The sequence below is a fragment of the Alteromonas sp. ABD4_190 genome (genome assembly GCF_056160105.1).
In genome coordinates, this window is the sequence record NZ_JBSWWN010000001.1 from 1,589,517 (window position 1) to 1,614,094 (window position 24,578).

21 protein-coding genes and 2 tRNA genes are annotated in these 24,578 nt (G+C 44.5%); 5 read left to right on the forward strand and 18 right to left on the reverse strand.

Features of this window, described 5'->3' with window-relative positions:
* Positions 1–14: 14 nt before the first annotated feature.
* The 3 genes from ACXAFM_RS07030 to trxA form a co-directional block, all read right to left on the reverse strand.
* Positions 15–1,310, reverse strand: coding sequence for an amidohydrolase (locus ACXAFM_RS07030; RefSeq protein ID WP_474833961.1), 1,296 nt, complete (start codon positions 1,308–1,310; stop codon positions 15–17).
* Positions 1,311–1,552: 242 nt separating this feature from the next.
* Positions 1,553–2,818, reverse strand: coding sequence for a transcription termination factor Rho (gene rho / locus ACXAFM_RS07035; RefSeq protein ID WP_014948094.1), 1,266 nt, complete (start codon positions 2,816–2,818; stop codon positions 1,553–1,555).
* Positions 2,819–3,089: 271 nt separating this feature from the next.
* Positions 3,090–3,416 carry a thioredoxin TrxA gene (trxA, locus tag ACXAFM_RS07040; RefSeq protein WP_118490421.1) on the reverse strand — a complete coding sequence of 109 codons (327 nt, stop codon included), beginning with the start codon at positions 3,414–3,416 and terminating at the stop codon, positions 3,090–3,092.
* A 100-nt stretch (positions 3,417–3,516) separates the two neighbouring features.
* Between trxA and rhlB the strand changes: the two genes are divergently transcribed.
* Positions 3,517–4,806, forward strand: coding sequence for an ATP-dependent RNA helicase RhlB (gene rhlB / locus ACXAFM_RS07045; RefSeq protein ID WP_474828125.1), 1,290 nt, complete (start codon positions 3,517–3,519; stop codon positions 4,804–4,806).
* Between the two features lie 35 nt (positions 4,807–4,841).
* Positions 4,842–6,353, forward strand: coding sequence for a Ppx/GppA phosphatase family protein (locus ACXAFM_RS07050; RefSeq protein WP_474828127.1), 1,512 nt, complete (start codon positions 4,842–4,844; stop codon positions 6,351–6,353).
* 90 nt (positions 6,354–6,443) lie between these two features.
* Here the strand turns inward: ACXAFM_RS07050 and hemB are convergent, their stop codons facing one another.
* Genes hemB through tatA form a run of 7 tightly spaced genes read right to left on the reverse strand, consistent with a single transcriptional unit; the run spans position 6,444 to position 12,004 of the window.
* Positions 6,444–7,454, reverse strand: a complete 1,011-nt coding sequence (gene hemB / locus ACXAFM_RS07055) for a porphobilinogen synthase (RefSeq protein ID WP_474828129.1) — start codon at positions 7,452–7,454, stop codon at positions 6,444–6,446.
* Positions 7,451–9,349, reverse strand: a complete 1,899-nt coding sequence (locus tag ACXAFM_RS07060; RefSeq protein WP_474833963.1) for a sensor domain-containing diguanylate cyclase — start codon at positions 9,347–9,349, stop codon at positions 7,451–7,453. Before ACXAFM_RS07060 ends, hemB begins: the two co-directional genes overlap by 4 nt.
* A 12-nt stretch (positions 9,350–9,361) precedes the next feature.
* Positions 9,362–10,138, reverse strand: a complete 777-nt coding sequence (locus tag ACXAFM_RS07065) for a TatD family hydrolase (protein WP_474833965.1) — start codon at positions 10,136–10,138, stop codon at positions 9,362–9,364.
* Positions 10,139–10,678, reverse strand: a complete 540-nt coding sequence (locus ACXAFM_RS07070; RefSeq protein ID WP_474833967.1) for a hypothetical protein — start codon at positions 10,676–10,678, stop codon at positions 10,139–10,141.
* Positions 10,679–10,703: 25 nt separating this feature from the next.
* Positions 10,704–11,459: a twin-arginine translocase subunit TatC gene (gene tatC / locus ACXAFM_RS07075; RefSeq protein ID WP_474828137.1), complete on the reverse strand. Its 756-nt coding sequence runs from the start codon at positions 11,457–11,459 to the stop codon at positions 10,704–10,706.
* Positions 11,460–11,759: a Sec-independent protein translocase protein TatB gene (gene tatB, locus ACXAFM_RS07080; RefSeq protein WP_014948087.1), complete on the reverse strand. Its 300-nt coding sequence runs from the start codon at positions 11,757–11,759 to the stop codon at positions 11,460–11,462. It abuts the gene before it with no gap.
* Positions 11,759–12,004 (reverse strand): Sec-independent protein translocase subunit TatA, encoded by a 246-nt coding sequence (gene tatA / locus ACXAFM_RS07085; RefSeq protein ID WP_230598753.1) that lies wholly within the window; start codon positions 12,002–12,004, stop codon positions 11,759–11,761. Before tatA ends, tatB begins: the two co-directional genes overlap by 1 nt.
* Before the next feature lie 177 nt (positions 12,005–12,181).
* Between tatA and ACXAFM_RS07090 the strand changes: the two genes are divergently transcribed.
* Positions 12,182–13,243: a hypothetical protein gene (locus ACXAFM_RS07090; RefSeq protein WP_474833969.1), complete on the forward strand. Its 1,062-nt coding sequence runs from the start codon at positions 12,182–12,184 to the stop codon at positions 13,241–13,243.
* 79 nt (positions 13,244–13,322) lie between these two features.
* Here ACXAFM_RS07090 and ilvN read toward each other — a convergent pair whose 3' ends face one another.
* From ilvN to orn, 8 genes are all read right to left on the reverse strand, one after another.
* A complete protein-coding gene (ilvN, locus tag ACXAFM_RS07095; RefSeq protein WP_014975513.1) occupies positions 13,323–13,820 on the reverse strand; it encodes an acetolactate synthase small subunit in 498 nt (165 codons plus the stop codon).
* Positions 13,820–15,538, reverse strand: coding sequence for an acetolactate synthase 3 large subunit (locus tag ACXAFM_RS07100; protein ID WP_474833971.1), 1,719 nt, complete (start codon positions 15,536–15,538; stop codon positions 13,820–13,822). Before ACXAFM_RS07100 ends, ilvN begins: the two co-directional genes overlap by 1 nt.
* Before the next feature lie 273 nt (positions 15,539–15,811).
* Positions 15,812–16,204, reverse strand: a complete 393-nt coding sequence (locus ACXAFM_RS07105; protein ID WP_474833973.1) for a MaoP family protein — start codon at positions 16,202–16,204, stop codon at positions 15,812–15,814.
* Between the two features lie 215 nt (positions 16,205–16,419).
* Entirely contained in the window at positions 16,420–16,881 is a 462-nt protein-coding gene (locus tag ACXAFM_RS07110) for a hotdog fold domain-containing protein (protein WP_474833974.1), read from the reverse strand.
* A gap of 218 nt (positions 16,882–17,099) precedes the next feature.
* Complete coding sequence (locus tag ACXAFM_RS07115; protein WP_474833976.1) at positions 17,100–20,468, reverse strand: TonB-dependent receptor domain-containing protein; 3,369 nt, start codon at positions 20,466–20,468, stop codon at positions 17,100–17,102.
* 789 nt (positions 20,469–21,257) lie between these two features.
* Positions 21,258–21,333 (reverse strand) — tRNA-Gly (locus ACXAFM_RS07120).
* Positions 21,334–21,496: 163 nt separating this feature from the next.
* Positions 21,497–21,572, reverse strand: a tRNA-Gly gene (locus tag ACXAFM_RS07125).
* A gap of 101 nt (positions 21,573–21,673) precedes the next feature.
* A complete protein-coding gene (orn, locus tag ACXAFM_RS07130) occupies positions 21,674–22,219 on the reverse strand; it encodes an oligoribonuclease (protein WP_474833978.1) in 546 nt (181 codons plus the stop codon).
* An 87-nt stretch (positions 22,220–22,306) separates the two neighbouring features.
* Between orn and rsgA the strand changes: the two genes are divergently transcribed.
* Complete coding sequence (rsgA, locus tag ACXAFM_RS07135) at positions 22,307–23,350, forward strand: small ribosomal subunit biogenesis GTPase RsgA (protein WP_474833980.1); 1,044 nt, start codon at positions 22,307–22,309, stop codon at positions 23,348–23,350.
* 248 nt (positions 23,351–23,598) lie between these two features.
* On the forward strand, positions 23,599–24,576 hold the full coding sequence (gene asd / locus ACXAFM_RS07140) for an archaetidylserine decarboxylase (protein WP_474833982.1): 978 nt from the start codon (positions 23,599–23,601) through the stop codon (positions 24,574–24,576).
* Positions 24,577–24,578 lie beyond the last annotated feature (2 nt).

Here is a 24,578-nt window from a genome sequence, read left to right on the forward strand (position 1 = left end):
TCCAGCCGCCAGTGTTAGTGTTGCGCCATATAATCTAAAGTAAAGTTAGTAAGTAGCTTCACACCCAGCTTCATTCCCTCATCATCAACGTAGAACTCTGGCGTGTGATGAGCAGGGCTGTCTTCTTCTGATACATCTAGCGGCTTACCGCCTACCCAAACGTATAAGCCTGGAACTTGCTCCTGGAAAAATGAAAAGTCTTCAGCCCCGGTTACCGGCTTAGAAAGCAATGTGTTTTCGACGCCAGCGGTACGCTGCATGGTAGGTAGCATGGCTTTTGTAAGCTCTGGGTCGTTATACGTAATTGGGTAATAGTAATCTAGTGGTAGCGTGAGTTCTGCCTCTGCCCCCATACTCTCTGCAATCGCTTTTACTTTACGTGGAAGTGACTCGTAAATATGATCGCGAGCGGCTTCGTTAAGAGTACGGATAGTGCCTACCATTTCGACTTCATTTGGAATGATGTTAGAGCGATTACCACCATGGATTGAGCCAATCGATACCACTGCCGCATCGTCAATCAGTTTTAATTCACGACTTACAATGGTTTGAATAGACATTATCATTTGCGCAGCAGTAACTACTGGGTCTACGCTTTTCCACGGATAAGCGCCATGCGCTTGCTTTCCGTGAATAACAATTTTGAACGGATCTACTGCGGCCATAGTGCCACCGGCGTTATAGCGCACTTTGCCCACATCAGTGTTGGCATTAATATGCAAACCAAAAATAGCGTCGACGTCAGGATTCTTTAATACGCCTTCTGCCACCATAACTTCAGCACCGCCTTTTTCTCCAGCGGGGGCGCCCTCTTCTGCAGGCTGAAAGATAAATTTCACTTTACCTTTTAATTCACCCTTTATTTCAGTAAGGATTTTTGCGGCACCCATTAGCATAGCCATATGCGTATCGTGACCGCAGGCATGCATCACTGGCACTTCTTTACCATTATATTCGCCTACTTGCGTAGAGCGATATGCTAGGTCGTTTTGCTCTTTGACCGGAAGCCCATCCATATCTGCTCGTAGGGCAACAACAGGGCCAGGCTTGCCAGAGTCTAATATTGCTACCACCCCGGTTTTAGCTACACCGGTTTGAACTTGTAAGCCTAGGCTTTTGAGGTAATCAGCCACATACTCAGCGGTTTTGAACTCGCGGTTAGACAGTTCTGGAAACTCATGAAAATGATGGCGCCATTTAATAACGTCTGACTCTACTTTGTTAGCCAGTTCATCAACATTAATGGGGTTAGCGCTAGCTGTAAAAGAGGCTAGGCCGGCAAATACAAGTGACAGCAACTTCCGATTCATATCTCTTATTTCCTTTGATGTTTTTAGACAGAGTAAATCATCTTAAAGGAGAACACACTAATGCTTCTGCAATTGCAGCAAAGAATTAGCAGGCAGTTGAAAATACCCCATTCGCCCAGCCGTGAATATTAGACGGAAGTATAAGGCAAGCCACTGACTAATTTGGGAAACAAACTAATCTGGAAAACAAAAAGGCGCCATGAGGCGCCTTATGTATATATCAACTTATTGCTAAGTCGCGATTAGCTCTTTTGTCTACGCATTGCGTCAAAGAACTCATCGTTGGTCTTGGTCATCGACAACTTACTGATAAGGAAGTCCATGGCATCGATTTCTGACATTTCATGAACAATTTTGCGAAGGATCCACATTTTCTGTAGTTCGTCCTGCGCAGTAAGTAGCTCTTCACGACGTGTACCTGAGCGATTGAAGTCGATAGCTGGGAATACACGTTTTTCCGCAATCTTACGGTTAAGGTGAAGTTCCATGTTACCTGTACCTTTAAACTCTTCGTAGATAACTTCATCCATCTTAGAGCCGGTATCGATTAGCGCTGTTGCGATAATGGTTAAGCTTCCGCCTTCTTCAACGTTACGTGCAGCACCGAAGAAGCGCTTAGGCTTATGTAGTGCGTTTGCGTCAACACCACCAGTAAGTACTTTACCTGATGAAGGAATAACCGTGTTGTATGCGCGCGCTAGACGGGTAATGGAATCAAGCAGGATAACCACGTCTTTTTTATGCTCTACAAGACGCTTCGCTTTTTCGATTACCATTTCTGCCACTTGTACGTGACGGCTTGCAGGTTCATCAAAGGTCGATGCAACAACTTCCCCCTGAACAAGGCGGTGCATCTCGGTTACTTCTTCTGGACGCTCGTCGATAAGTAACACCATTAACTCACAGTCTGGGTGATTAGCGGCGATTGACTGGGCGATGTTCTGAAGCAGGAGTGTTTTACCGGCTTTAGGTGGTGCAACGATAAGGCCACGCTGACCTTTACCTATTGGCGATGCTAAATCGAGTACACGAGCCGTGATATCTTCCGTTGAACCGTTGCCGCGTTCCATACGCAAGCGGTCTGCTGCGTGAAGCGGTGTAAGGTTTTCGAAAAGGATTTTGTTACGTGAATTTTCAGGCTTGTCGAAGTTAACTTCGCGAATTTTAAGCAGAGCGAAATATCGTTCACTGTCTTTTGGTGGACGAATTTTTCCAGCAATCGTATCACCTGTACGCAAGTTGAAGCGTCGGATTTGGCTTGGCGATACATAGATATCGTCCGGCCCTGCAAGATACGAAGAATCAGCTGAGCGTAAGAAGCCGAAACCGTCCTGTAAAATTTCTAGTACCCCATCACCAAAGATATCTTCACCGCTTTTTGCGTGTGTCTTTAGGATTGAGAAAATGATGTCTTGTTTTCTGGCGCGCGCCATGTTTTCCAGGCCCATTTCCTCGGCCAGGTTAACCAACTCGCTTATTGGTTTGTTCTTTAATTCAGTTAAATTCATACTGGTGGGTCTTTGTGCTTGAACTTCGCTTACAGGACTTAAAGTCACTCTGTTCTAGTTTAGATTTGATATCACCCGGATATGGGCGTAAGCAGAATGCTGCTCGGATGAGCGCTGAGGAAAAGTTAGCACTATATTTAATCAACGTCCAGCGTTTTACCACCGAAATGTTAAATATTTTGATGCGATCTTTTCTAAAACTAAATGCAAGTACCTGTGATGCAAATAAAAACCGGCGCTTTATTCGCACCGGTTTTTTATTTTGTTTCAATTACAGATTTTCGTTTAGAAATTCTGTTAATTGAGCTTTTGATAGCGCGCCAACTTTAGTAGCAGCAACGTTACCATTTTTGAAAAGTAGCAATGTAGGAATACCACGAATACCATATTTAGGTGGAGTTTCGTTATTTTCATCGACATTCAACTTGCCAACTGTTAACTTGCCTTCAAACTCGGTCGCAACTTCTTCTAAGATTGGTGCGATCATTTTACACGGGCCACACCATTCGGCCCAGAAGTCAACCAGTACAGGACCTTCAGCATTGATAACATCTGCTTCGAATTTATCGTCAGATAACTGGATAATTTTGTCGCTCATTCTTTTCTCCATTATTGGTCTGTCGCTGATTTGTCTCAGCCCGACCATAAGTGTTATATAGAAACTGTTTTTTAATGCAAGCACTGATAAGCTATAAGCTATGCCTACTCACTTAACTGATACTCATTTTTCCGACCTGCCGATTAACGGCAAGGTTGTTGACGCCTTAACGGCAGCTAATTTTTCACATTGTACACCAATTCAAGCACTTGCACTGCCTCCATTATTGGAAGGTCACGACATTGCAGGGCAGGCTCAAACAGGAACAGGTAAAACCATTGCCTTTTTGGTGGCTACATTTCACTATTTGCTAAGCAAAGCAGAAAATGCAGACAACAGCAAATCAAATGGCCCTCGCGCAATTATTATGGCGCCGACCAGAGAGCTTGCCGTACAAATCTATAACGACGCCAAACTGCTTAGTGAGCATACGGGATTGTCGCTTGGGTTGATTTATGGGGGCGAAGGTTACCAAAGTCAACGTGAAACTTTGGAAGAAGGGGTAGATATTATAATTGGTACGACAGGACGCATTCTTGATTACTACAAGCAGAATGTGTTCACACTGAAGAATATTCAGGTTGCCGTACTTGATGAAGCCGACCGTATGTTCGATTTGGGCTTCATTAAAGATATCCGCTTTTTGTTCCGCCGTATGCCGCCTGCTAGCGACCGCCTTAGTATGCTATTTTCAGCTACGCTAAGCTATCGCGTACAAGAACTTGCCTACGAGCATATGAATAACCCGACTCATGTTCAGGTTGCCCCAGAGCAAACGACTGCAACTCGCGTTTCACAAGAGTTATTTTACCCGTCTGATGACGATAAGATGTTGCTTCTTCTTACGTTACTCGAAGAAGAGTGGCCAGAAAAAGCGATTGTTTTTGCCAATACTAAAAATAGCTGCGAAAAAGTCACTGACTGGCTAACCGCTGATGGACATCGGGTGGGCTTACTCAGCGGTGATGTGCCGCAGAAAAAGCGTTTAGGCATATTAGAAGATTTTACTAAGGGTAACCTTGACATCCTAGTGGCAACTGACGTTGCAGCACGAGGTCTTCATATCGACGCAGTAACTCACGTATTTAACTATGATCTGCCAGACGATGCGGAAGACTATGTGCACCGAATTGGTCGTACTGGTCGCGCAGGTCAAAGTGGCGTAGCCATTAGCTTTGCATGTGAAAAATACGCACTAAACTTACCTGCTATTGAGCAATACATCCAAAAGGCAATTCCGGTTACCGATTACGACCGCGGTGGCCTACTTGACGATGTAACGCCACCTAAGCCACGCAGAAGACGTACGCCCAACAACCGCAACTCTTCACGCCGTGGCAACGGTAGAGGCCGAGGTAAGCCTCAAAACCGAAATAACAGAGCGCAATAATAAAGCGTAAGGTAGATTATAAGAAACGAGATTTTATGCAGGCAGAACTCCAGCACGATGCACAGACCTACGGCGAGTATTACGCCGCCGTAGACTTGGGCTCTAACAGCTTTCACATGGTGATTGTTCACGTTGTTAACGGCAGTGTGCAAATAATTGGGAAAATTAAGCAAAAAGTACGTTTGGCCGCTGGCTTAGACGATGACTTAGCACTTGATGATGTAAGCATGGAGCGCGGCTGGCAATGCCTGCAAGTTTTCTCGGAACGCCTGCAGGATATCCCTCCATCTAATATCAAGATAGTCGCTACTGCTACCCTACGCCTTGCAACCAACGCTCATGTTTTCATTCGCAAAGCTGAAGAAATTCTTAATCACAAGCTCAAAGTTATAAGCGGCGAGGAAGAAGCGCGACAAATTTACCTAGGGGTAGCCTATACATCAGCAAACCAAGGTAACAGCCTTGTTATTGATATTGGTGGTGCAAGCACCGAGATTATTATCGGTAACGACATGCAACCTATTCATTTGAAAAGTTTGGATATGGGCTGTGTGACTTTTATGGAGCGTTATTTTACAAGCGGTACCATAACCGAAGAGAACTTCGAAAATGCTAAAAAAGCGGCCCATGCACTGATTGATGATGTATCGAGCGCTTTTTTGTGTTTCGACTGGGAAAATTGCTTAGGCGCGTCGGGGACGCCGCAGGCGATTACCGAAATTTTGGTAGCACAGGGTATCAGCGATGCCATTCGCTTAGATTATCTGTATCACTTGGAAAAGCAGTGCATTGAATGCGGCAGTATTAAAAACCTTGATATCGACGGATTAGAAGACAATAGAAAAGCTATTTTCCCTTCTGGCTTGGCGATTCTTATCAGTTTGTTTGAAGCGCTAAATATTAACCATATGAATATCTCTGGCGGCGCCCTGCGTGAAGGACTTATCTACGGAATGTTGGATAATGTCACAGAAAACGATAGACGCCAACAAACACTTAACCAAGCAAAGCAGCGTTATCACGTTGATAAAAACCATGCTAATGCTGTGCGCCATGTGGCGCTTGCTTTGTGCCATCAGCTTTGTGCTCAACAAAATATTTGCCATCTAGATACGGAAACTATTTTAGGGGCCGCTGCACAATTGCATGAAATTGGTCTTCACATTGAATATAAGCGCCATCACGAACATGGTGAATATATTTTAAGTCATATTGATTTACCGGGGTTTACTCGCTTGCAGCGATCAGCAATTCGCGACCTTGTTGCGCAGCATCGTTTAACAATTGATGCAGACATTTTTGACAAGTACCACGAAGACTATCGCCCTATGTTAAAAGGTATGCTTCGAGTATTACGCATAGCGGTAGTCTTATGTCTACGTCGCCAAAACAAACATATTCCAGAAGTTTCTCTGACATGTGATGATAGTAAGTGGACACTTACTTTCCCCAAGGGTTGGCTTAAGTCTCATCCTTTGATCAATGCTGAGTTAGCTAACGAGTGTTGGCTACAGCACAAAGCTGGTTGCGAGCTTGTGTGTAAGTAAATACTCACACTCTTATTGTATCAATTAAAAAAGCCGTGCTAAGCACGGCTTTTTTGGAATGCGCAATACAAGACTACTTAATTCTAATATCTATTTACCATTTTGCTTTGCTAGCAGCTCGGCTGCTTTAGGTGCGAAATAGGTTAAGATGCCATCCGCCCCAGCGCGTTTAAATGCAAGTAAAGACTCTAAAATTACCGCTTCTTCGTTGAGCCAGCCGTTAGCAAAGGCAGCTTGATGCATGGCGTATTCGCCACTTACTTGGTAGGCAAATGTTGGCACTTTAAATTCGTCTTTGCAGCGTCGTACTACATCTAAATAGGGCATGCCGGGCTTCACCATTACCATGTCAGCGCCCTCTTCTATATCAAGGGCAATTTCATGAAGGGCCTCATCGGTATTCGCAGGGTCCATCTGATAGGTTTTCTTGTTGCCACCTTTGATATTTGCGGCAGAGCCGACGGCATCGCGAAACGGACCATAGTAAGCAGAGGCGTATTTGGCCGAGTAAGCCATAATGCACGTGTTGATATGGCCTGCCTCTTCAAGAGCCTTACGAATGCTGCCGATGCGGCCATCCATCATGTCAGAAGGCGCAACAATGTCTGCACCAGCTTCGGCATGTGATAAGGCTTGCTTAATAAGGACTTCAACAGTTTCGTCGTTCATTACATATCCAGTCTCATCTAAAAGGCCATCTTGTCCATGAGACGTGAAAGGGTCTAATGCAATATCAGACATCAGCATGACTTCAGGGAACGCCTTTTTAAGCGCCTTCATAGCTTGTTGAGCAAGGCCGTCAGGATTAAAAGCTTCACTAGCACATTCTGTTTTGAGCGACATAGGTGTTACAGGGAAGAGTGCAATGGTCCTAATACCTAATGCTACCCAATCAGCAGCTTCTTGAACCAGCAAGTCAATAGAAAGCCTTTCAACGCCAGGCATAGAAGGAACGGCTTCCCTAGCATTTTCACCGGGCAACACAAAGACAGGATAGATTAAATCATCCGTAGTTAGCCTGTGTTCTGCCACAAGCCCTCTTAACGCATCTTTAGCACGTAATCTACGCATACGACGGAGAGGGAAAGGTGAAGATGTCATAGTTTTTCCTGTAAATGTTTGTGTATTACGGTGTTTCGCCCTGAAGCTTTCGCTTCGTACAGGCACTCATCAGCATATTTAAATAAACTTTGAGCGTGCTCTTCATTCGCGATAATGGTTGAAGAAGCACCTGCACTGGCTGTTAGCTTAATCAATTGCCCCTCGTATTCAAGTGGACTGTTTTCTAAGCTATGTCGAATATTCTCGGCAACGTGGTACGCGCCGCTCAAGTCGGTATTAGGCAATATAATGGCGAACTCTTCACCACCTATGCGACACAAATCATCTGTTGGACGATGGATGAGTTTTTGAAAGACATTTGTTACGTGAATTAAACACGCATCCCCTCCGTCGTGTCCGTATTCGTCATTAATATTTTTGAAGTGATCTATGTCTACAATGATCAGTGATAAAGGCGTTTGCTCACGGCGGCTTCGCCTTCCTTCCGACCGCAATCTTTTATCAAAGTGGCGTCGATTGTGTGCCCCTGTTAGCGGGTCTATTGCGTTAAGCCTTTCTAGCTCTTGATTCACATCGGAAAGCTCTCGCAGTGTTATCTCTAACTCGAGCGTACGCTCCTGGACTTTATATTCCAAATCATCTTGATAGCGTTTTTGAACTTGCAACAGGTTTTCTTTTGCAGTATTCGCCTGTTTTTCTTGTTCAAGGGCAAACTCCTTCGCATCAAGCAAGTCGTCTCGACTGTGGCTGTAATTAATCGCTAAGATTAGCGCCAAAATAAGGGCTTCAACCGTCCCCCCGATAATCAGCAAGTTATTCGATGATATAGGTAGCTGGATAATATTTACATTATCTAAACTTGCACTCAGCCCGCTAATTAGTAGGAAGCCCCATGCAATAGTAAAGTAGCGAGCTACCACCTCTCCTTTAAGAGAAAGCCATACGCCCAGAGACAGAGTAAAAATAACCACTAGGCTTAGCAATAAAAGAAATGCTTTTATCATTAGCCAATAAGGCAGAACAAGACCTGCAACAATACTCAGGCCGCAAATCCAACTAATCGCTTTGGTCACGTTATCCAGTTTATTACTGTAATTTTTAATAGGCAGAAGACTACGCGTAAATAACGCGGCAAACATAATGGTAGCGTTTGCAAATACGATAATCGCCTTACTCTGAAACCAGCTACTCCCAGGCCAAATATAAGAAAAGCCATAGCCATGAAGCGTAATTAAAGTGAACGCTAGGTTGATTACATAACCCGAGTAAAACAAAAAAGACACGTTTTTGGTTGTGACAGTTAAAAAGGCATTACTCACCCCCATTGCTAGCAGAACGCCGAAGAAGATGCCTAACACCAAGTTTCTCGTTGATGTGTATTCTATAAACTCTGTCTCTTCCCAAATACGAATGGGAAGGCGTATGCTGCCCGATGTTTGCAGTTTAATAATAATGCGCAGAGATTGCGCACTGTCAGGTAAGGGGAATAAGGGTTTGACGTGCGCAATGGGTCTATCGTCAAAGCTTTGTCCGTCGCCGCCAGAGTAAGACACTATGGGTTTAGTACCCACTTGGCTATATACAGCTACATCCAAGTTATCTAACAGCGGATAGTCTATATGTAAAAGAAACCGGCTTTGGTTGCTTTGAGTAGGCTCGACCACCATTGAAAGCCAGTGCACATTTGTGTCCATTCCTAAATTCACTGGAGAAGAGGCTTGAGACCATTCACTAGCAGAGGTTTGCACAACACTATTAAAATCAAGTTTCATCCCTTGAGTTTCTTTGAGATAGGTTAACTGTGAAAACCGAGGGGAGAGGCTTGTGGCTGGTGATAGGTTAAGCAGAACTAAGGCAAATGTCACAACGGCAAGGGCTGTAATAAGAATAAGACCCGCATCATACTTGCGCATAGCTTTTAGATTTGTCTGCATATAAACCAATGTTTAGCTAAGAGAAAACAACTCACAGCTATTAGCATAACTGCTAATACGCAATTTATCAGTGTCAACTTGCAGATATTCGCTTAATTGCTGGGCGATATGGGGCAAAAAAGCGGGTTCATTATTGCGTTTACGTGGACGAAGTGTTTTGGGAAATAAATATGGGGCATCAGTTTCAAGAATAAGCTTATTCAGCGGGATATGCTTTACGGCATCACGTAAGTCAGCACCGCGCTTATCGTCGCATACCCACCCTGTAATGCCAATATAAAGGCCTAACGACAAATACGTTTTTACTTGTTCAGTTGTTCCAGTAAAGCAGTGGGCAATTCCCCCTTTTAAACTCGCCATATACTGAGTTAACAAGCCAATCTGCTCTTTAAAGGCATCTCTTTCATGCAAGTACACAGGTAAATTTAACGACGCCGCTATTTTTAGCTGTGCTTCGAAAACCGTTAATTGAATATCTTGAGGCGAAAAGTTACGGTTAAAGTCTAATCCGCATTCACCAATAGCTACACAGCCTTTATGCTGAGCAAACTCACGTAAACGGTCATAGTCGCTTTCATTGACATCTTTCGCGTTATGAGGGTGTACACCAATGGTGAAACAGCATTGATCAGGGTACTTTTCATAAAGCGCTACCGCGGCATCCCACTCATTGGGATGAGTGGTAATGACACACAGTTTATCAACACCGGCGTCTTGTGCACGCTGTATGACTTCTTCGGCGTCAAAACGCTTATCAAGCAGATTGACGCCTGCGTCGAACCAAGGCATTTATTTAACGCGCTTTACTTTCATGCGCTTATTTAGACCTTCAACACTTAAATAAAAGGCACCAAGAAGACCCCGCTCAACAGAAACGGCTTGCCCTTCCTTTAGCTTCAAGTAAGTTTGATCAGTTTGCTGCCAAACAGAACCATCGCTGAATGTAAGCACATACTTATCGCGCAGGTTTTTCTTGATTGCGTTAATAGTAACGGCAATTTCCGAGGCCGCTTCAGTCAGGTCGCGCTTGTGCTCCAAACCAAAATCATTCTGTGTCTCTGACGGTTGAGCTTGCTGAGCAGCAGGCGCAGGACGCGAGTTAGCCTGAGCGCTAATATTTGGTTTGTAAGCCTTCAGTTGGCCAACCTGCGCATTAACGCCATCGTATTGATTTAACGACTTCGCCACGCCGTCATAGCACATTAAGCGCTTAAGGCTGTTATCGGTTTTGCGGCATTTTTCCATCGCATCGCCGATAGACTCAGCGTGCAAATGAGGTGCACTAAAAGCACACAGTAAAGTGGCAATAGAAAGCAGTTGAGTTTTCATTTTTATTCCTTTCTCTTCTGAACTTTTATGTGTTGTCAGGGGTTTGCGTTTCGTCCTCATCTTTTGGCGTTTTACCTGCATAAAAACCTCCTACGATGATACCAACTTCAAACAACAGCCACATGGGAATAGCCAGTAACGTTTGAGAGATCACATCAGGCGGTGTGAGCAGCATGCCAACAACAAAGGCCCCTACAACCACATAAGGCCGTTTAGCTCGCAGCGACTTGGCATCTGTTACCCCAGTCCAACACATTAGAATAATAGCTATAGGTATCTCGAATGAGACTCCGAATGCGAAGAAGAGTTTCAACACAAAGTTTAAGTAACTTGAAATATCGGTACTTACAGTAACCCCTTCAGGGGCAACGCTGGTGAAGAACGCAAACGCGATGGGGAAGACAACAAAATAGGCAAAAGCCATACCGGCATAAAATAGCAAAGTACTTGATAGCAGCAGTGGCGCAACCAGGCGCTTTTCATTTCGATACAAGCCTGGAGCAACAAAGCCCCAAACCTGATAGAGCACATAGGGAATAGCAATGAAAAACGACAATACTAAGGTAAGTTTAAAAGGTGCGAAAAAAGGTGAAGCAACATCGGTTGCAATCATGCTCGCGTTTTCTGGAAGTGTTTCAAGCAGAGGCATGGCCAACAGCTTATATAAATCCTGTGCAAATGCGGCAAGACACACAAACACAATCAATACGCTCAAAAGTGCTTTGAGAATACGACTGCGCAATTCAATTAAATGAGAAATAAGGTTATTAGCGTCAGACATCTATTGCTTTTTATAAGGTTCTTGAACCGACTCTGCAGCTTTTTTCAGCTCATCGACGCTCTGTTCAAGTTCAGGTGAAAGATCTTTGAGCCCTTGCTGCTCTGCTTTTTTCAAATTTTCATGCAATTCGTGCACGCGCAGCTGATGCTCAACCTCTTGCTTAAAGCCCGTTGCTACATTCCGTACGCTACGAATTGTATTTATAGTTGAGCGCATGGCACCCGGCAGTCTTTCTGGCCCCAAAATGAGAAGCGCAAGCACACCGATAACCAAAAGCTCCCAAAAGCCGATATCGAACATTAGGATTTTTCTTTAACGTCGCTCTGCGTCTTCGTTGAAACAGGCTCTGCCGCTGACTTTTCTTCAACTTGCTTCTTTTGCTCGAAGTCAGCATCTTTCTCTTCTTCGCTGACGGCTTTTTTGAAGCCTTTGATTGCGCCGCCTAAATCAGTACCTATACCTTTAAGGCGCTTTGTACCGAATAAAAGCACCACAATAACCAGTATAATCAGCAACTGCCAAATACTAATACCACCCATAAAAATAATCTCCCTTACATCGTTGAGCACAGTATGCCATTGCCCGCTGTTGCTTTCACCTGAATATTTGCCTGAATGAATAAAGATTGACGTTTTACTAATGACACTCCATGCTCTCTATATCTTAAAAGCGAATAGTAGAAACATTCAACTATTCTAATTTTTACAAGGAGTTAGTGAGTAATGTTGTGCCTTACTGTTATTTATTGCCATTTATTACTTACTGCCCCTTCGAATTTATACATCACCGATAGCAAGGTGAACCCCACCGTAAACACGACCAGTGGAAGTAGCGGGTATAGCGATGTTATAAGGCCCGCAGCTACTGAAAATCTGCCGTCTTACGCGTCTGCAGAAGCTTCCCCTGCCGTTTCAGTAGCGTCACACAATGAACAATGGTTTGATGTGTGGCAACGTAGCTTTACTGACACCATGGACTTTACTGTTAAACAGCTCGACGGCTTGTTCGAAAATTCTCAAGAACTCAAGGCTCCCGGACAAAAAGAGGCCCGGGCCGAAGGCCGTGTTCAGCTTGCTTGGGAACCCAGAAGCGGCATGCTTTCTGATACGGATCTTCGTTTTAGGGTACGAGTACGCCTACCGGCATTAAAAGAACGCGTTGATTTACTCTTGAGTGATAACGAAGACGAAACACAGAACAACACAATACGAGCCGCGAGAGATACCGGCAATAACAACCGCGATCGAACGACCATTGCGCTTCGCTTTCGTCCTGAGCAAGACTCGCACTACTCATTTAGAATTGGCGCTGGTCGCCGCGACCAACTGTATGCGATGACCCGATACAGAGATGCTTTTGCCTTTTCTAATCAATGGGCCATGCTATACGATGCCGAACTTTACTATTACACCCGTGACCGTTTGGGTGCGGAGGTGGGCGTCGCTTTTCAATACGAAATCAATAAAAAGCACTTGGTTCGACAAAATAATCGCTACTACTACCGCGACGATACCAACGACTGGCTATGGCGTCACGAGGTCCACCATTTGTTTTCGGTAGATCGACATAACGCCGTTATTCCTCACCTTATGGTGGAAGGGCTCAGCCAACCCAATTTTCGCGTAGAAGAAGTCTATGGCGGGTTTAGGTGGCGTAACAACATGCTGCGCGATTGGCTATTCTTTGAGGTAGAGCCTTTTGTATTATGGCTGCGTGATGAGGATTTTAAAACCTCATACGGCGTAGCCCTGCGCGTAGAAGCCTATTATGGGCGAGACACTTAGAGTAATTCCCTAGAATGAAAAAAGGCTGTCTAATGACAGCCTTTCGAAAAAACGCTTTGCGCGAAAACTCAGAAAAAACTTAAGGACGAAGCGCCCTATCACCTCGAGCAAGCCCACACACACCGGTGCGTGATGATTCGATAATTTCAGCACACTGCCCCATAGTCGTGGCAAATGCATCCAGCTTATCTGTGGTACCCGTAATTTCAATGGTGTAGTTATTTACGTTCACATCAACAATACGCGCACGGAAAATATCAGAGTTCCGCTTCACTTCAGCACGCACCGACTCTGTGCGAGTCGCGACTTTAATCAGCATAAGCTCGCGTTCAATGTGCGTACCTTCAGTAAGATCTACCACTTTTAGTACATCAATAAGCTTGTTAACTTGCTTAGTAATTTGCTCAATTACTTTGTCGTCACCATGCGTGATAATCGTTAGACGCGAAAGGCTCGCGTCGTCAGTCGGTGCCACACACAGTGAATCAACGTTATAACCACGTTGGGAAAATACACCAACGATACGAGATAGTGCGCCAGGGGCGTTTTCCATTAATACAGAGATAATACGTTTCATCAGGTTCGCTCCGTCTTGCTTAAGCGCATGTCATCCATTGCGCCAAACTTAATTTGCATTGGATATACGTGTTCGTTTTGGTCTACTGCTATGTCCATAAACACTAAGCGATCTGTGTAGCTGAAACATTTCTCCATTGCTGCGTCTAGCTCGTCGAGCTTGTCTACTTTTATGCCCACATGTCCGTAAGCTTCTGCCAACTTCACAAAGTCAGGCATTGAATCCATATACGAGTGTGAGTGACGCCCTTTGTAAATCATATCCTGCCACTGACGAACCATACCTAGGGCACGGTTATTCAATGAAATAATCTTAATAGGCAGGTTGTACTGCAAACAAGTAGATAGCTCTTGAATATTCATTTGAATACTGCCATCACCGGTTACTACCACAGAGGTTGAGCCCGGGTGCGCAAACTGCACGCCCATTGCAGCCGGTAAACCAAAGCCCATGGTGCCAAGGCCTCCTGAGTTAATCCACTGGCGCGGTTTATCATACGGATAATAAAGCGCAGCAAACATTTGGTGCTGACCAACGTCAGAACTTACGTAAGCTTTACCGTCTGTGTGTTTGTACAAAGCTTCGATAACACGCTGAGGCTTAATAACTTCTTCGCCTTGTGCGTAATTCAAGCACTCGCGGGAACGCCATGTTTCAATTTGCTGCCACCAGTCCGCCAGCTTTTCACTCTGACCTGATAAATCTTTCTTATTTACCTGGCTTAAAATTTGATCAAGTACTTTATCGACCGAACCTACCACTGGAATGTGCGCATTTACGGTTTTAGAAATTGAAGCTGGGTCGATATCAACGTGAATAATGTCTGCATGAGGGCAGAATTTATCAACGTTGTTGGTAACACGGTCATCAAAACGTGCACCTAGTGCTATGATGCAATCGGCATTATGCATGGTTTTGTTCGCTTCAAGCGTACCGTGCATACCTAGCATGCCGATAAATTGCTTGTGTGTACCTGGCATAGCGCCAAGGCCCATTAGCGTGCAAGTTACCGGTGCATTTAGCTTCTCAGCTAATTCAATAACCTTTGCTGATGCATCGCAGGCTACGGCACCACCACCTACATATAATACTGGACGTTCTGCTTTAAGTAGCGACTCGACCGCTTTCTTAACCTGTTTAGGGTGGCCTTTTTCGGTTGGGTTATAAGAACGCATGGTAACGTCACTTGGATACACATAAGGGTGCTCTTCCGCTACGTTAACAATATCTTTTGGTAAATCTACAACCACCGGGCCAGGACGACCTGTGTTAGCAATATAATAGGCTTTAGCAATCGCTTCTGGAATATCAACCGCGCGCTTTACCAAAAAGCTGTGCTTAACGATAGGGCGTGAGCACCCCACCATGTCAGTTTCTTGGAATGCATCTTCACCGATGTGCTTCGACGGCACCTGTCCCGATAAAATAACCATCGGAATAGAGTCCATATACGCAGTAGCAATACCTGTAATCGTATTCGTTGCGCCAGGACCTGATGTGACGAGCACTGTGCCGGTTTTGCCAGTTGAACGTGCATAACCATCCGCCATATGGGCGGCTGCCTGTTCATGACGTACGAGGACGTGTTTGACATCATCTTGCGCAAATAACGCATCATAAATGTCTAATACGGCACCACCTGGGTAACCGAACACGTGTGTCACTCCTACATCTTTTAGCGCTTCAACCACCATGGCTGCGCCCGACATCATTTTCACAGTGCTTTTCTCCTGTAATGGGTTGGGGGGTTTGTCAGCGTACGTTGACGATGCCCCGACTATAACTAAGGTAATAGGAAGATAAAACACCAAATTGCGTAAAAGTGAGATATATATCCCAATATTCGCAATAAATAGGATGGATATTTCGACTGAAGGTTTATTTTGACAGGAAATAGGATGATTGTTTACACAAAATTAACAGTGTGAACAATAAAGTTTAAGAGTGAAAACGATGCGCCTTTATCCACTAACGTGCATAAAGGCATAAGCTTAATCGTCTAGATCAATATCAATGTCACTGTTATCGCTTATATCTTCATCATCGTCAACTTCTTCTGCAGCCGGGCGCTTAGAGCCATAAATACTTGCTGTTTTTGGACGGTTTATTCTGGCTTGGTATTTCAACCACGCTTTCTCTTGCGGTGTTGCAGGGTCACGATGACCAAGAGCCGATTCCAAATAGGCTTGTTCTTCATCATTCTCTGGCGTAATTTTCCCGTCCACTAGTGCAGCGAACAAACTACCATGAGCCTGAAGAAGCTTACTTTCATTAATTGAAAAATCACCAGAGCGTGCGAAGCCGTAGGGATAGTTCTTCTTATCTGCGAAGGGTTTTCTTGTGACTTGTTCTTTTGTGATTACAGACATCTTAACCTCTTTCATTGCGGCCCCTCGTATTACATAAGTAGAGGGCTGCCAGCTAATAGTTGAATGAAATAGACTTCCGATATAGCGCCTTAATCGCTTACCAGTCTATTCTTAGATGTGTTTTTGAATGCTGTCAATTAGAAATAGGCATGTCGTAAAAACTTAATATTGCAACGGTGACTAGGCATAAAAAAGGCCGCAAAAGCGACCTTCAAATAGCAAAATATTGTTTAGCGTTTTTCGCTTACCCAAACAGTAATAGTGCCATCTACAACCACGGTCCCTTCTGCGTTATACGCTTTAACCGAAATGGGTAAATCTCCCGGCTTCCACGCATCCACGGGAACTTCGGCAACACAGCGAATGTCTGAGTCTGCTTTTGCAGGATATTTCACTTCCATGCCCTTTGGGATCCACCTAAGGTTTTTAGGGATTGATGCTTCGCACATAAAGCCCATGGCCATTTCTAAGCCATTACAAATCGCAATAACATGAACCGTGCCGATGTGGTTTTCAACCCCTTTACGCTTTTTAATGAGCACTTCACAATAGTTAGGTTTAATGTCAGTAATAAGCGGTGAAACGGTAGAAAAGTAAGGCGCTCTGCGCGCTGAGTACCAGCTAAACAGTTTTTTGCCAAAGGGCAGTTTAAGGAATTTATTATAGGTATTGAGTACGTAGTTTTTTGACATAGTTTTCACGCTAATCTTATATGAGGTTAAACCCATGGATGAAGAATCAGTACACTAACGCGTTGTTCTATGATCAACCTTATGTTTAGCGCACGCCTATCTGGTTAGACCAGTTTATACTTAGCAAGATAATAGTAACTTACTTACGTTGCAACAAGGTTTATAACAAAAACAAAAAAGCAGCTCGATTGAGCTGCTTTTATTAGGATTGTAAGCGCTTAGTTAAGTTGCATGTCAAACCCTACAAAGTAAAATCTTCCTCGGGCACTCGCTGGATAAGCAAAGTTCGTCAAGAAAGGTTCTTCGTTAGTCACGTTCTTAATACCCCCATACATTTTAACCGTATCGGTTAATACATATGAGAAGTTGATGTCGTGTTGGAAAAACTCATCCATTACGACCGAGTCATCATAATCACCACGCTCGTATTCTTCGATTTCAACAAATGCAACTAACTGCTCATCCATGTACTGAGTTTGCCAACCGATTTGCAGATCCTGCCACTTCCACGTCACGGTAAAGTTGCCAGCCCATTCAGGGCGATTTACTTCACCAAGCTCTGGGTTAACTTCGGTAAGGTCATTCGGGTTAGTAAACTGGTCAATCTCGTTCACCTTGGTTCCAGAGATTTTGGTTAAAAATGTATGGTCATCAATATCAAAGTCATAGCCAACACTGAAATCTACGCCCGACGTTTCTAGACGAGCGAAGTTAACATCGGTAGAACGTAAGAAGTTTAGACCAGCAAACTGCGGAGAGTTTTCATCGGTATTACGGGTGAATAGAGAACAGAAATTTTCGTTCAAGGTTTCACCAATGTAACATCCGTTTACGATGTCGTCAGAGCTCACAGAGCTGATCGCCGATTCAATCTCAATGCTCCAATAGTCGGCTGTTAGTGATAAGCCTTCTAACCAGCTTGCTTGATATACGAAACCCACTGTTGTCGTATCGGCTGTTTCTTCCTGTAGTTCTGGGTTACCACCAGTTACGCCAGGGAATGCGGCTGAAAGTGGATCGGTGTAAACATACTCGCCAGCTTCGTTAAACGGGTTATAACCAATTGACTGGAAGTCTGCCACGCAGTTGGCTTGTATCTGATCTGCTGCTGCCGGGTCATTACCACGGATACCTGCAATTACACTAGCATTACAAGGGTCAGTAGGACGGAATGTTGTACCCACTTCAGGACCGAAAAGCTCTGTAATGTTGGGGGCTCGAACAGCCTGTGACTGTGACAAGCGGATCATAAGATCTTCGTAAGGCGCATACATTAAGTTTGCACGCCACGTCGTTGTGTCTCCAATTGTAGAGTAATCAGAATAGCGCGCAGCCAAATCTAACGTAAGTTCTTCAGCAAGCATCTCGCCTTCAATTAGAGGAATAGAGACTTCAACAAATACTTCACTTACATCAAAGTCACCGGTTTCATTTGCCGTTTTAATAGACGGCTGGAATACCAGTGAGTTATTAGACGAATAGTCAGAGATAAATGTTCCAGCTTGGTACTGTGAACCCTCAGGAATAATACCAAGTTGCCAATTATCGAAGGTCGCTTCTGATTTTTCTTTTCTATACTCCCCGCCTAGAGCAAAGAATATCGGACCATACGGAAGCTCAAAGTAGTCAGATGAATCACCAGATAGTGAACCACTCACCACGAACTGTTCGATGGTAGTTTTACTACGGCTATCTTGCGTTACCCAATCAACCGCTTCTTGAGAAATTCCGCCTGCGCCGGCCCAAATATTTAAAGGTACACAGCTGCCGTCACCTGGAGTAAATGAAAAGTAGCCTGGGTCATATACTGGGATATTAAATGCGGTAGTAACTTGAGGGGTATCTGCGTCTAAGTTCACACGACAGGTTGCCTCTCCCGTTGCAGGGTCTGTTACCGCGTCGATTGCAGAGAAGAAACGGTCTACTACAACAATATTTTCTGTGCCTTCTTGCTCAAACTCGAATCTTCCGTAATTTAACGCAAGGTTATACTGCCAGTCGTTTTCTAGGAAGCCTTCTAGCCCAATAACACCACGTAGGGTTCTACGCTCGTTCTCGATTTTACCTTGACCAATGCCAATGGGGTCAGCCGTAATGGCAACACCACCTATTTCGTTCGCCAACGGCTGAATGAAAGAAGGCAAGTAAGGATTATCTGCAGCACCAAATAAAAGGTCCCAGTATGAAGAAGGCTGGCTTTCATTTTCGGTTGTCTGAACAACGTACTTAAACTCACCAAACACGGTGCTTGTGTCAGTAAGGTCATAATGACCCAACAGGTTTAACGCAATTTTGTCGTTCGGCGTAATTAGATAGCCACGCTGCTGCTGAATGGTGTTATAAGAATCACCACCGAAGCCTTCAAAGTTACCTGACACTAAACCATCTTGAATAGGTCTGTAAGAACCATCTTCTAGCACGTTCCAGCAACCACCTAGTGCGCCGAATGACGCGGCACCAAACGAGCTGTTATATCCAGAAAATGAGTCAAGACAGTCTGGCGTTCCATTACCATCAAGGTCGATATTAGTCGCAGGATCAAACCCCTCAAACGTATAAGGGTTACCCGGTATGATGTAGCCATAACCTGAAGTGAATGGGAAAGTGCGGTAAGGAAGAACTGCACGAGGATTTGCTGTGGCCGCGCGGTTGAACAGCGCTAGCTCTTCTGAAGTTAAATTCGGCTGGGTTCCAAAAGTATCTACGTAGTTTTGAATGAACGCATCCTGAGATGGAATGCTTAAACCGAAATTGAATAGGCCGGTATTGTCGTAGTTATAGTATTGCGCCAAGTTTGGTGTACTAGCCCCAATATCGCCTTGTTGGAATCGCAACGCGGGGTTAGTCCAATCTCGCGCAGAGCCAATGATCAAACCATTATCTCTTTCACTTACCCGCACGCCTTCATCGTTTTGATACTCAATATTTATTGCAAAATTACCTCTGTCGTTGTCAAAGTTTTCACCATACAACGCAGACATACTAATTTGCTCGCCATCGCCTTCAGACGAAATGCCCGTATTTACATCAAATTCAAAACCTTCATAGTCATCTTGCAAAATGAAGTTAACTACACCCGTTACCGCATCGGCACCATAAACGGCAGAAGCACCGCCGGTAAGCACTTCTACAGACTTAATCAGTTTAACTGGGATTGAACCCACATCTACCGCTGCAGAACCGGCAACACCGCCCACATGGCGACGACCATTTACTAGTGTTAAGGTACGATTTGAACCTAAACCACGCAGGTTCAGGATATTCGCACCGTCTGCAAACGCTGAGTCTATAGAGCTTTCCGCTGTTGTAGATGAAAACAATGCAGGGATGTCGTTGATTACATCAGTGACAGAGAATTCACCTGATAGCTGAATATCTTCTTCTGAAATTGCCTGAACAGGTGAAGGAGATGCTAGGTTAGGATCTCGCGCTATACGAGAACCAGTGACCACTACTTTTTCTACATCCTTTTCGTCAATAGCGGCTTCTTCCTGAGCCTGAACTGCAGTTGCACTTAATGCCAGTGCAGATGCTACTGCACACGCAAGTACAGTAAGCTTGTTTTGCTTTGATGAATCAAAAGCCATGTGTGTTTCTCCAAATATACTTTTTCGTTCCAGAGTGCTCTTTACGGCACTTTAGAGGAGTCTAAAAGCGATGGTTATTTTTATATGTTTACAATTTGCGTTTTACATAATGCATTTTGCAAATGGTGTGCCTATCAAAAAGCAAGTAAACAGTGAAACTACCGCTAAAAAACGGCGCATTATGCATATTTACCCACTAAAATCTATTTAATATTCAAAAAGACTTAACTAACGGCTTTCGAATGCACATTTAATGTGCAAAAGAGCTCGTAAAATGTAGATTTATTGAGAACCAGGTTGAAATCAAGGCGGCACCGCACTAGGAAGGTGCAAAGAGTCATGAATAAGGATTCACAACGGTGCGTAAAGACAGACAGAATCGGCGCTGAAGCAATAAGCGCACACAAATTTATACTTTCGTATAAATTTAAGAATACGCAGTTAATTAGGTCACCTTATGTATTTAATTAATTAGGTTCTAAACCATTTTTCAGCGCTGACGACTTGCCGATTCTTGAGCAAGTATGCACGGTGCTTTTCAGTAAAATAAGAGGTTATGGTTTGTAGCAAAAACTAATTTGAGTGCTTTGTGAAGCGATGGCCGACACTCGGTCGCGGGCCCATCAAGGGATCACATCAATACATCTGCAAATATTTAGATTTTCGTGATGTTTGAAAATTTGGAGCGGGAAACGAGATTCGCATCTGGCCGACACTCGGTCGCGGGCCCATCAAGGGGTCGCACTTAAAAACTAGATAAGTTTTAATTTTTGAGGTGTCTGAAAAATTTGGAGCGGGAAACGAGATTCGAACTCGCGACCCCGACCTTGGCAAGGTCGTGCTCTACCAACTGAGCTATTCCCGCATAGAGTCGATGCTGTGCATCTTATAGGCAATCTAGAGACCTAGATTAAAATTTGGAGCGGGAAACGAGATTTGCCAACTGGCCGACACTCGGTCGCGGGCCCACTAGGGGTCGCGCTTTTCACGCCCACTGAAAGTAAAGTTTACTATCAGCTTTTAAAATTTGGAGCGGGAAACGAGATTCGAACTCGCGACCCCGACCTTGGCAAGGTCGTGCTCTACCAACTGAGCTATTCCCGCAACAAAAGAGGTACTTCGTTTGAAGTGGTGCGCATTTTACAAAAATTTTGGGGTAACGCAACCTTTAATTCTACTTTTTTTGCACCTCAATGTTTGAATGCCTAAATCGTAAACACTTTCTCTCGATAATAGCGCATTTCTTCAATAGACTCGCGAATATCATCTAGCGCTAGATGTACGCCTTTCTTTTCGAAACCGTCTAAAACTTCAGGCTTCCAGCGGCGCGTTAGCTCTTTTATTGTACTTACATCAATATTTCTATAGTGGAAGTAAGCTTCAAGCTCGGGCATGTACTTAACCATGAAGCGTCTGTCTTGCCCAATGGTGTTTCCACACAGTGGTGATTTACCTGCATCTACCCACTGCTCTAAAAAGGCAATAGTCTGCGCTGATGCTTCTCCTACGCTAACCTTACTTTCTCGGCAGCGCGCAGTTAATCCGCTTTCTCCGTGAACGCGTGTGCACCACTCGTCCATATTGTCTAACACTTCATCGCTTTGATGTACTGCAATCACTGGGCCTTCTGCCAAAATATTAAGCTGTGCGTCGGTAACAATGGTCGCGATTTCCATTACTACACAGGTTTCAGGATCTAACCCTGTCATTTCCATGTCTATCCAAACAAGGTTACTGTCGTGTTTACTCATTACTTTCCTCTTTGCGCTACAGACATGGCAACCATGCCCTACAAACGGTATTATTGACCATAGTATACGTGAAACTAGAAAAGAATCGTGGCGAAAAAACCAAAACTTACACAACGACAAAAACGACAAGTGGCAGCTAACAGAAGCAAACGCTTGCGTGAAAAGCACGCCTCAAAAGACGCGGCGAACCTAGATGAAAGCACGTTAGAAAGCGGTACGGTAATTGGTCGCTTTGGTAAACACGCCGATGTTGAAGACGCAAACGGCGCAGTATCTCGCTGCCACATTCGCCGCACGGTAGATTCTGTGGTGTGTGGCGACAAAGTGTTTTTTAGTAAAGGGGATGACGCTGAGTCAGGTGTAAGTGGGGTTATTGAAATTGTAAAAGACAGGCACTCTGTCCTGACTCGCCCAGATTATTACGACGGTATTAAACCCATCGCTGCGAATATTGACCGCATTATTGTTGTTAGCGCTATATTACCCACCCTATCACTGAATATTATCGACCGTTACCTGGTTGCCTGTGAAGACATAGGCATCACGCCGCTGATTGTCCTTAATAAAGTAGAACTGCTCAGTGAAGAGGAACGCACAACCGTTACAGAACAGCTTAAGACGTACGAAAACTTAGGCTACGAAGTGCTGTTTACCAGTTGTAAAACCGGTGAAGGCATTAGCAAACTTAATGAATACCTTAATGATAATATCAGCGTTTTCGTAGGGCAGTCCGGCGTAGGCAAATCGAGCCTAATTAACCAAGTTCTGCCAGACGCCGATGAATTAACCGGCGATATTTCAGATAACTCGGGGCTTGGTCAGCACACAACGACGGCGGCAAAATTGCTTCACCTGCCGGCCGGTGGCGATTTAATTGACTCTCCAGGAGTACGTGAATTTGGCTTGTGGCATATTCCTACCGAACGAATTACATGGGGATTTATTGAGTTCAGAGATTATTTGGGTGGCTGTAAATTCAGAGACTGCAAGCACTTAAATGACCCCGGCTGCTTACTTAGAGAAGCTGTAGAGGAAGGGAAAATTAGCGCGGAACGCTTCGATAGCTATCATAGAATATTAACCACCATGGAAGAGCAGCGCCCTAGTCACAGTCAGCCACCCGGGGCGTAACGACTGCCACCGGGTTTCAACCTCACTGGAGCGCCAAACCCGTAGGAGCGACCGAAGAAGTACACGCGCTACTTACGCGTAATAGCCGTCGCTAACTCGACGATTTATTCTTTAGGTGTGAACCACGTGCTTATGCTTTTGTGTAAGCACTCATAACCCTAAAGTTACTCTTAATACCACGACTTACTATACAATAACGCTATCTATGCAATGCGTTATTGCTTGCATAAAAGAAACGGAGATATTTTGTGTTAGATTGGCTTAAAGTTAATTTACAATACGTTACACCAAAGCACCTGCTTTCACGCCTTGTAGGCAAACTTGCAGAAGCAGAAATGGGTAGTGTTACCACCTTTTTCATCAAGCTGTTTATCAAACAATACAATGTTGATATGACTGAAGCGCTGCATGAAAAGCCCGAGCATTACCGAAGCTTTAATAAGTTCTTCACCCGCCCGCTTAAACCTGAAGCACGTACCATTGATGAAAACGAGGACGTACTGATCCATGCCGTTGATGGTACGGTAAGTCAGTTTGGCGATATCCATAGCGACAGTATTTTTCAAGCCAAAGGTCACGACTTTAGCTTAACTACATTGTTAGGCGGAAAACCTGAAGTAGCAGCACCATTTAAAAATGGTAAATTTGCTACTATTTACCTTGCCCCTCGTGATTATCACAGAATCCACATGCCTGTTGAGGGCACGCTTACTGATATGTTGTATGTGCCGGGCGAGCTGTTTTCAGTAAATCCGCTTACGGCACAAAATATACCTGGTCTATTTGCACGTAACGAACGTGTTGTCGCGCTTTTCGACACGCCTGTGGGCAAAATGGCGATGGTGCTTGTGGGCGCAACTATTGTGGCTAGTATTGAGACCGTTTGGGCAGGCACAGTTACGCCACCTGCAGGTAAAAACGTTCAGCACTGGTCATATGAAAAAGACACAGAAGCGTCTGTTTTCCTCGAAAAAGGTGCCGAACTTGGCCGCTTTAAACTGGGATCTACCATTGTGGTATGTTTTGAAAAAGACATGATCAACTTTGAAGATATAGCCCCAGGTATGGTTACTCGCCTAGGTGAACCTATGGCTTCAAAAATATCTGCACATGAGATAGTTTCCCAAGACGTTGCTTCACCAGAGCCTGAGCAAAATAGCGATGAGTTCGATGACAATGCAGGTGAGACAAAAAAAGAAACACCATCTGAGGGCGCTGACAGCTAGTT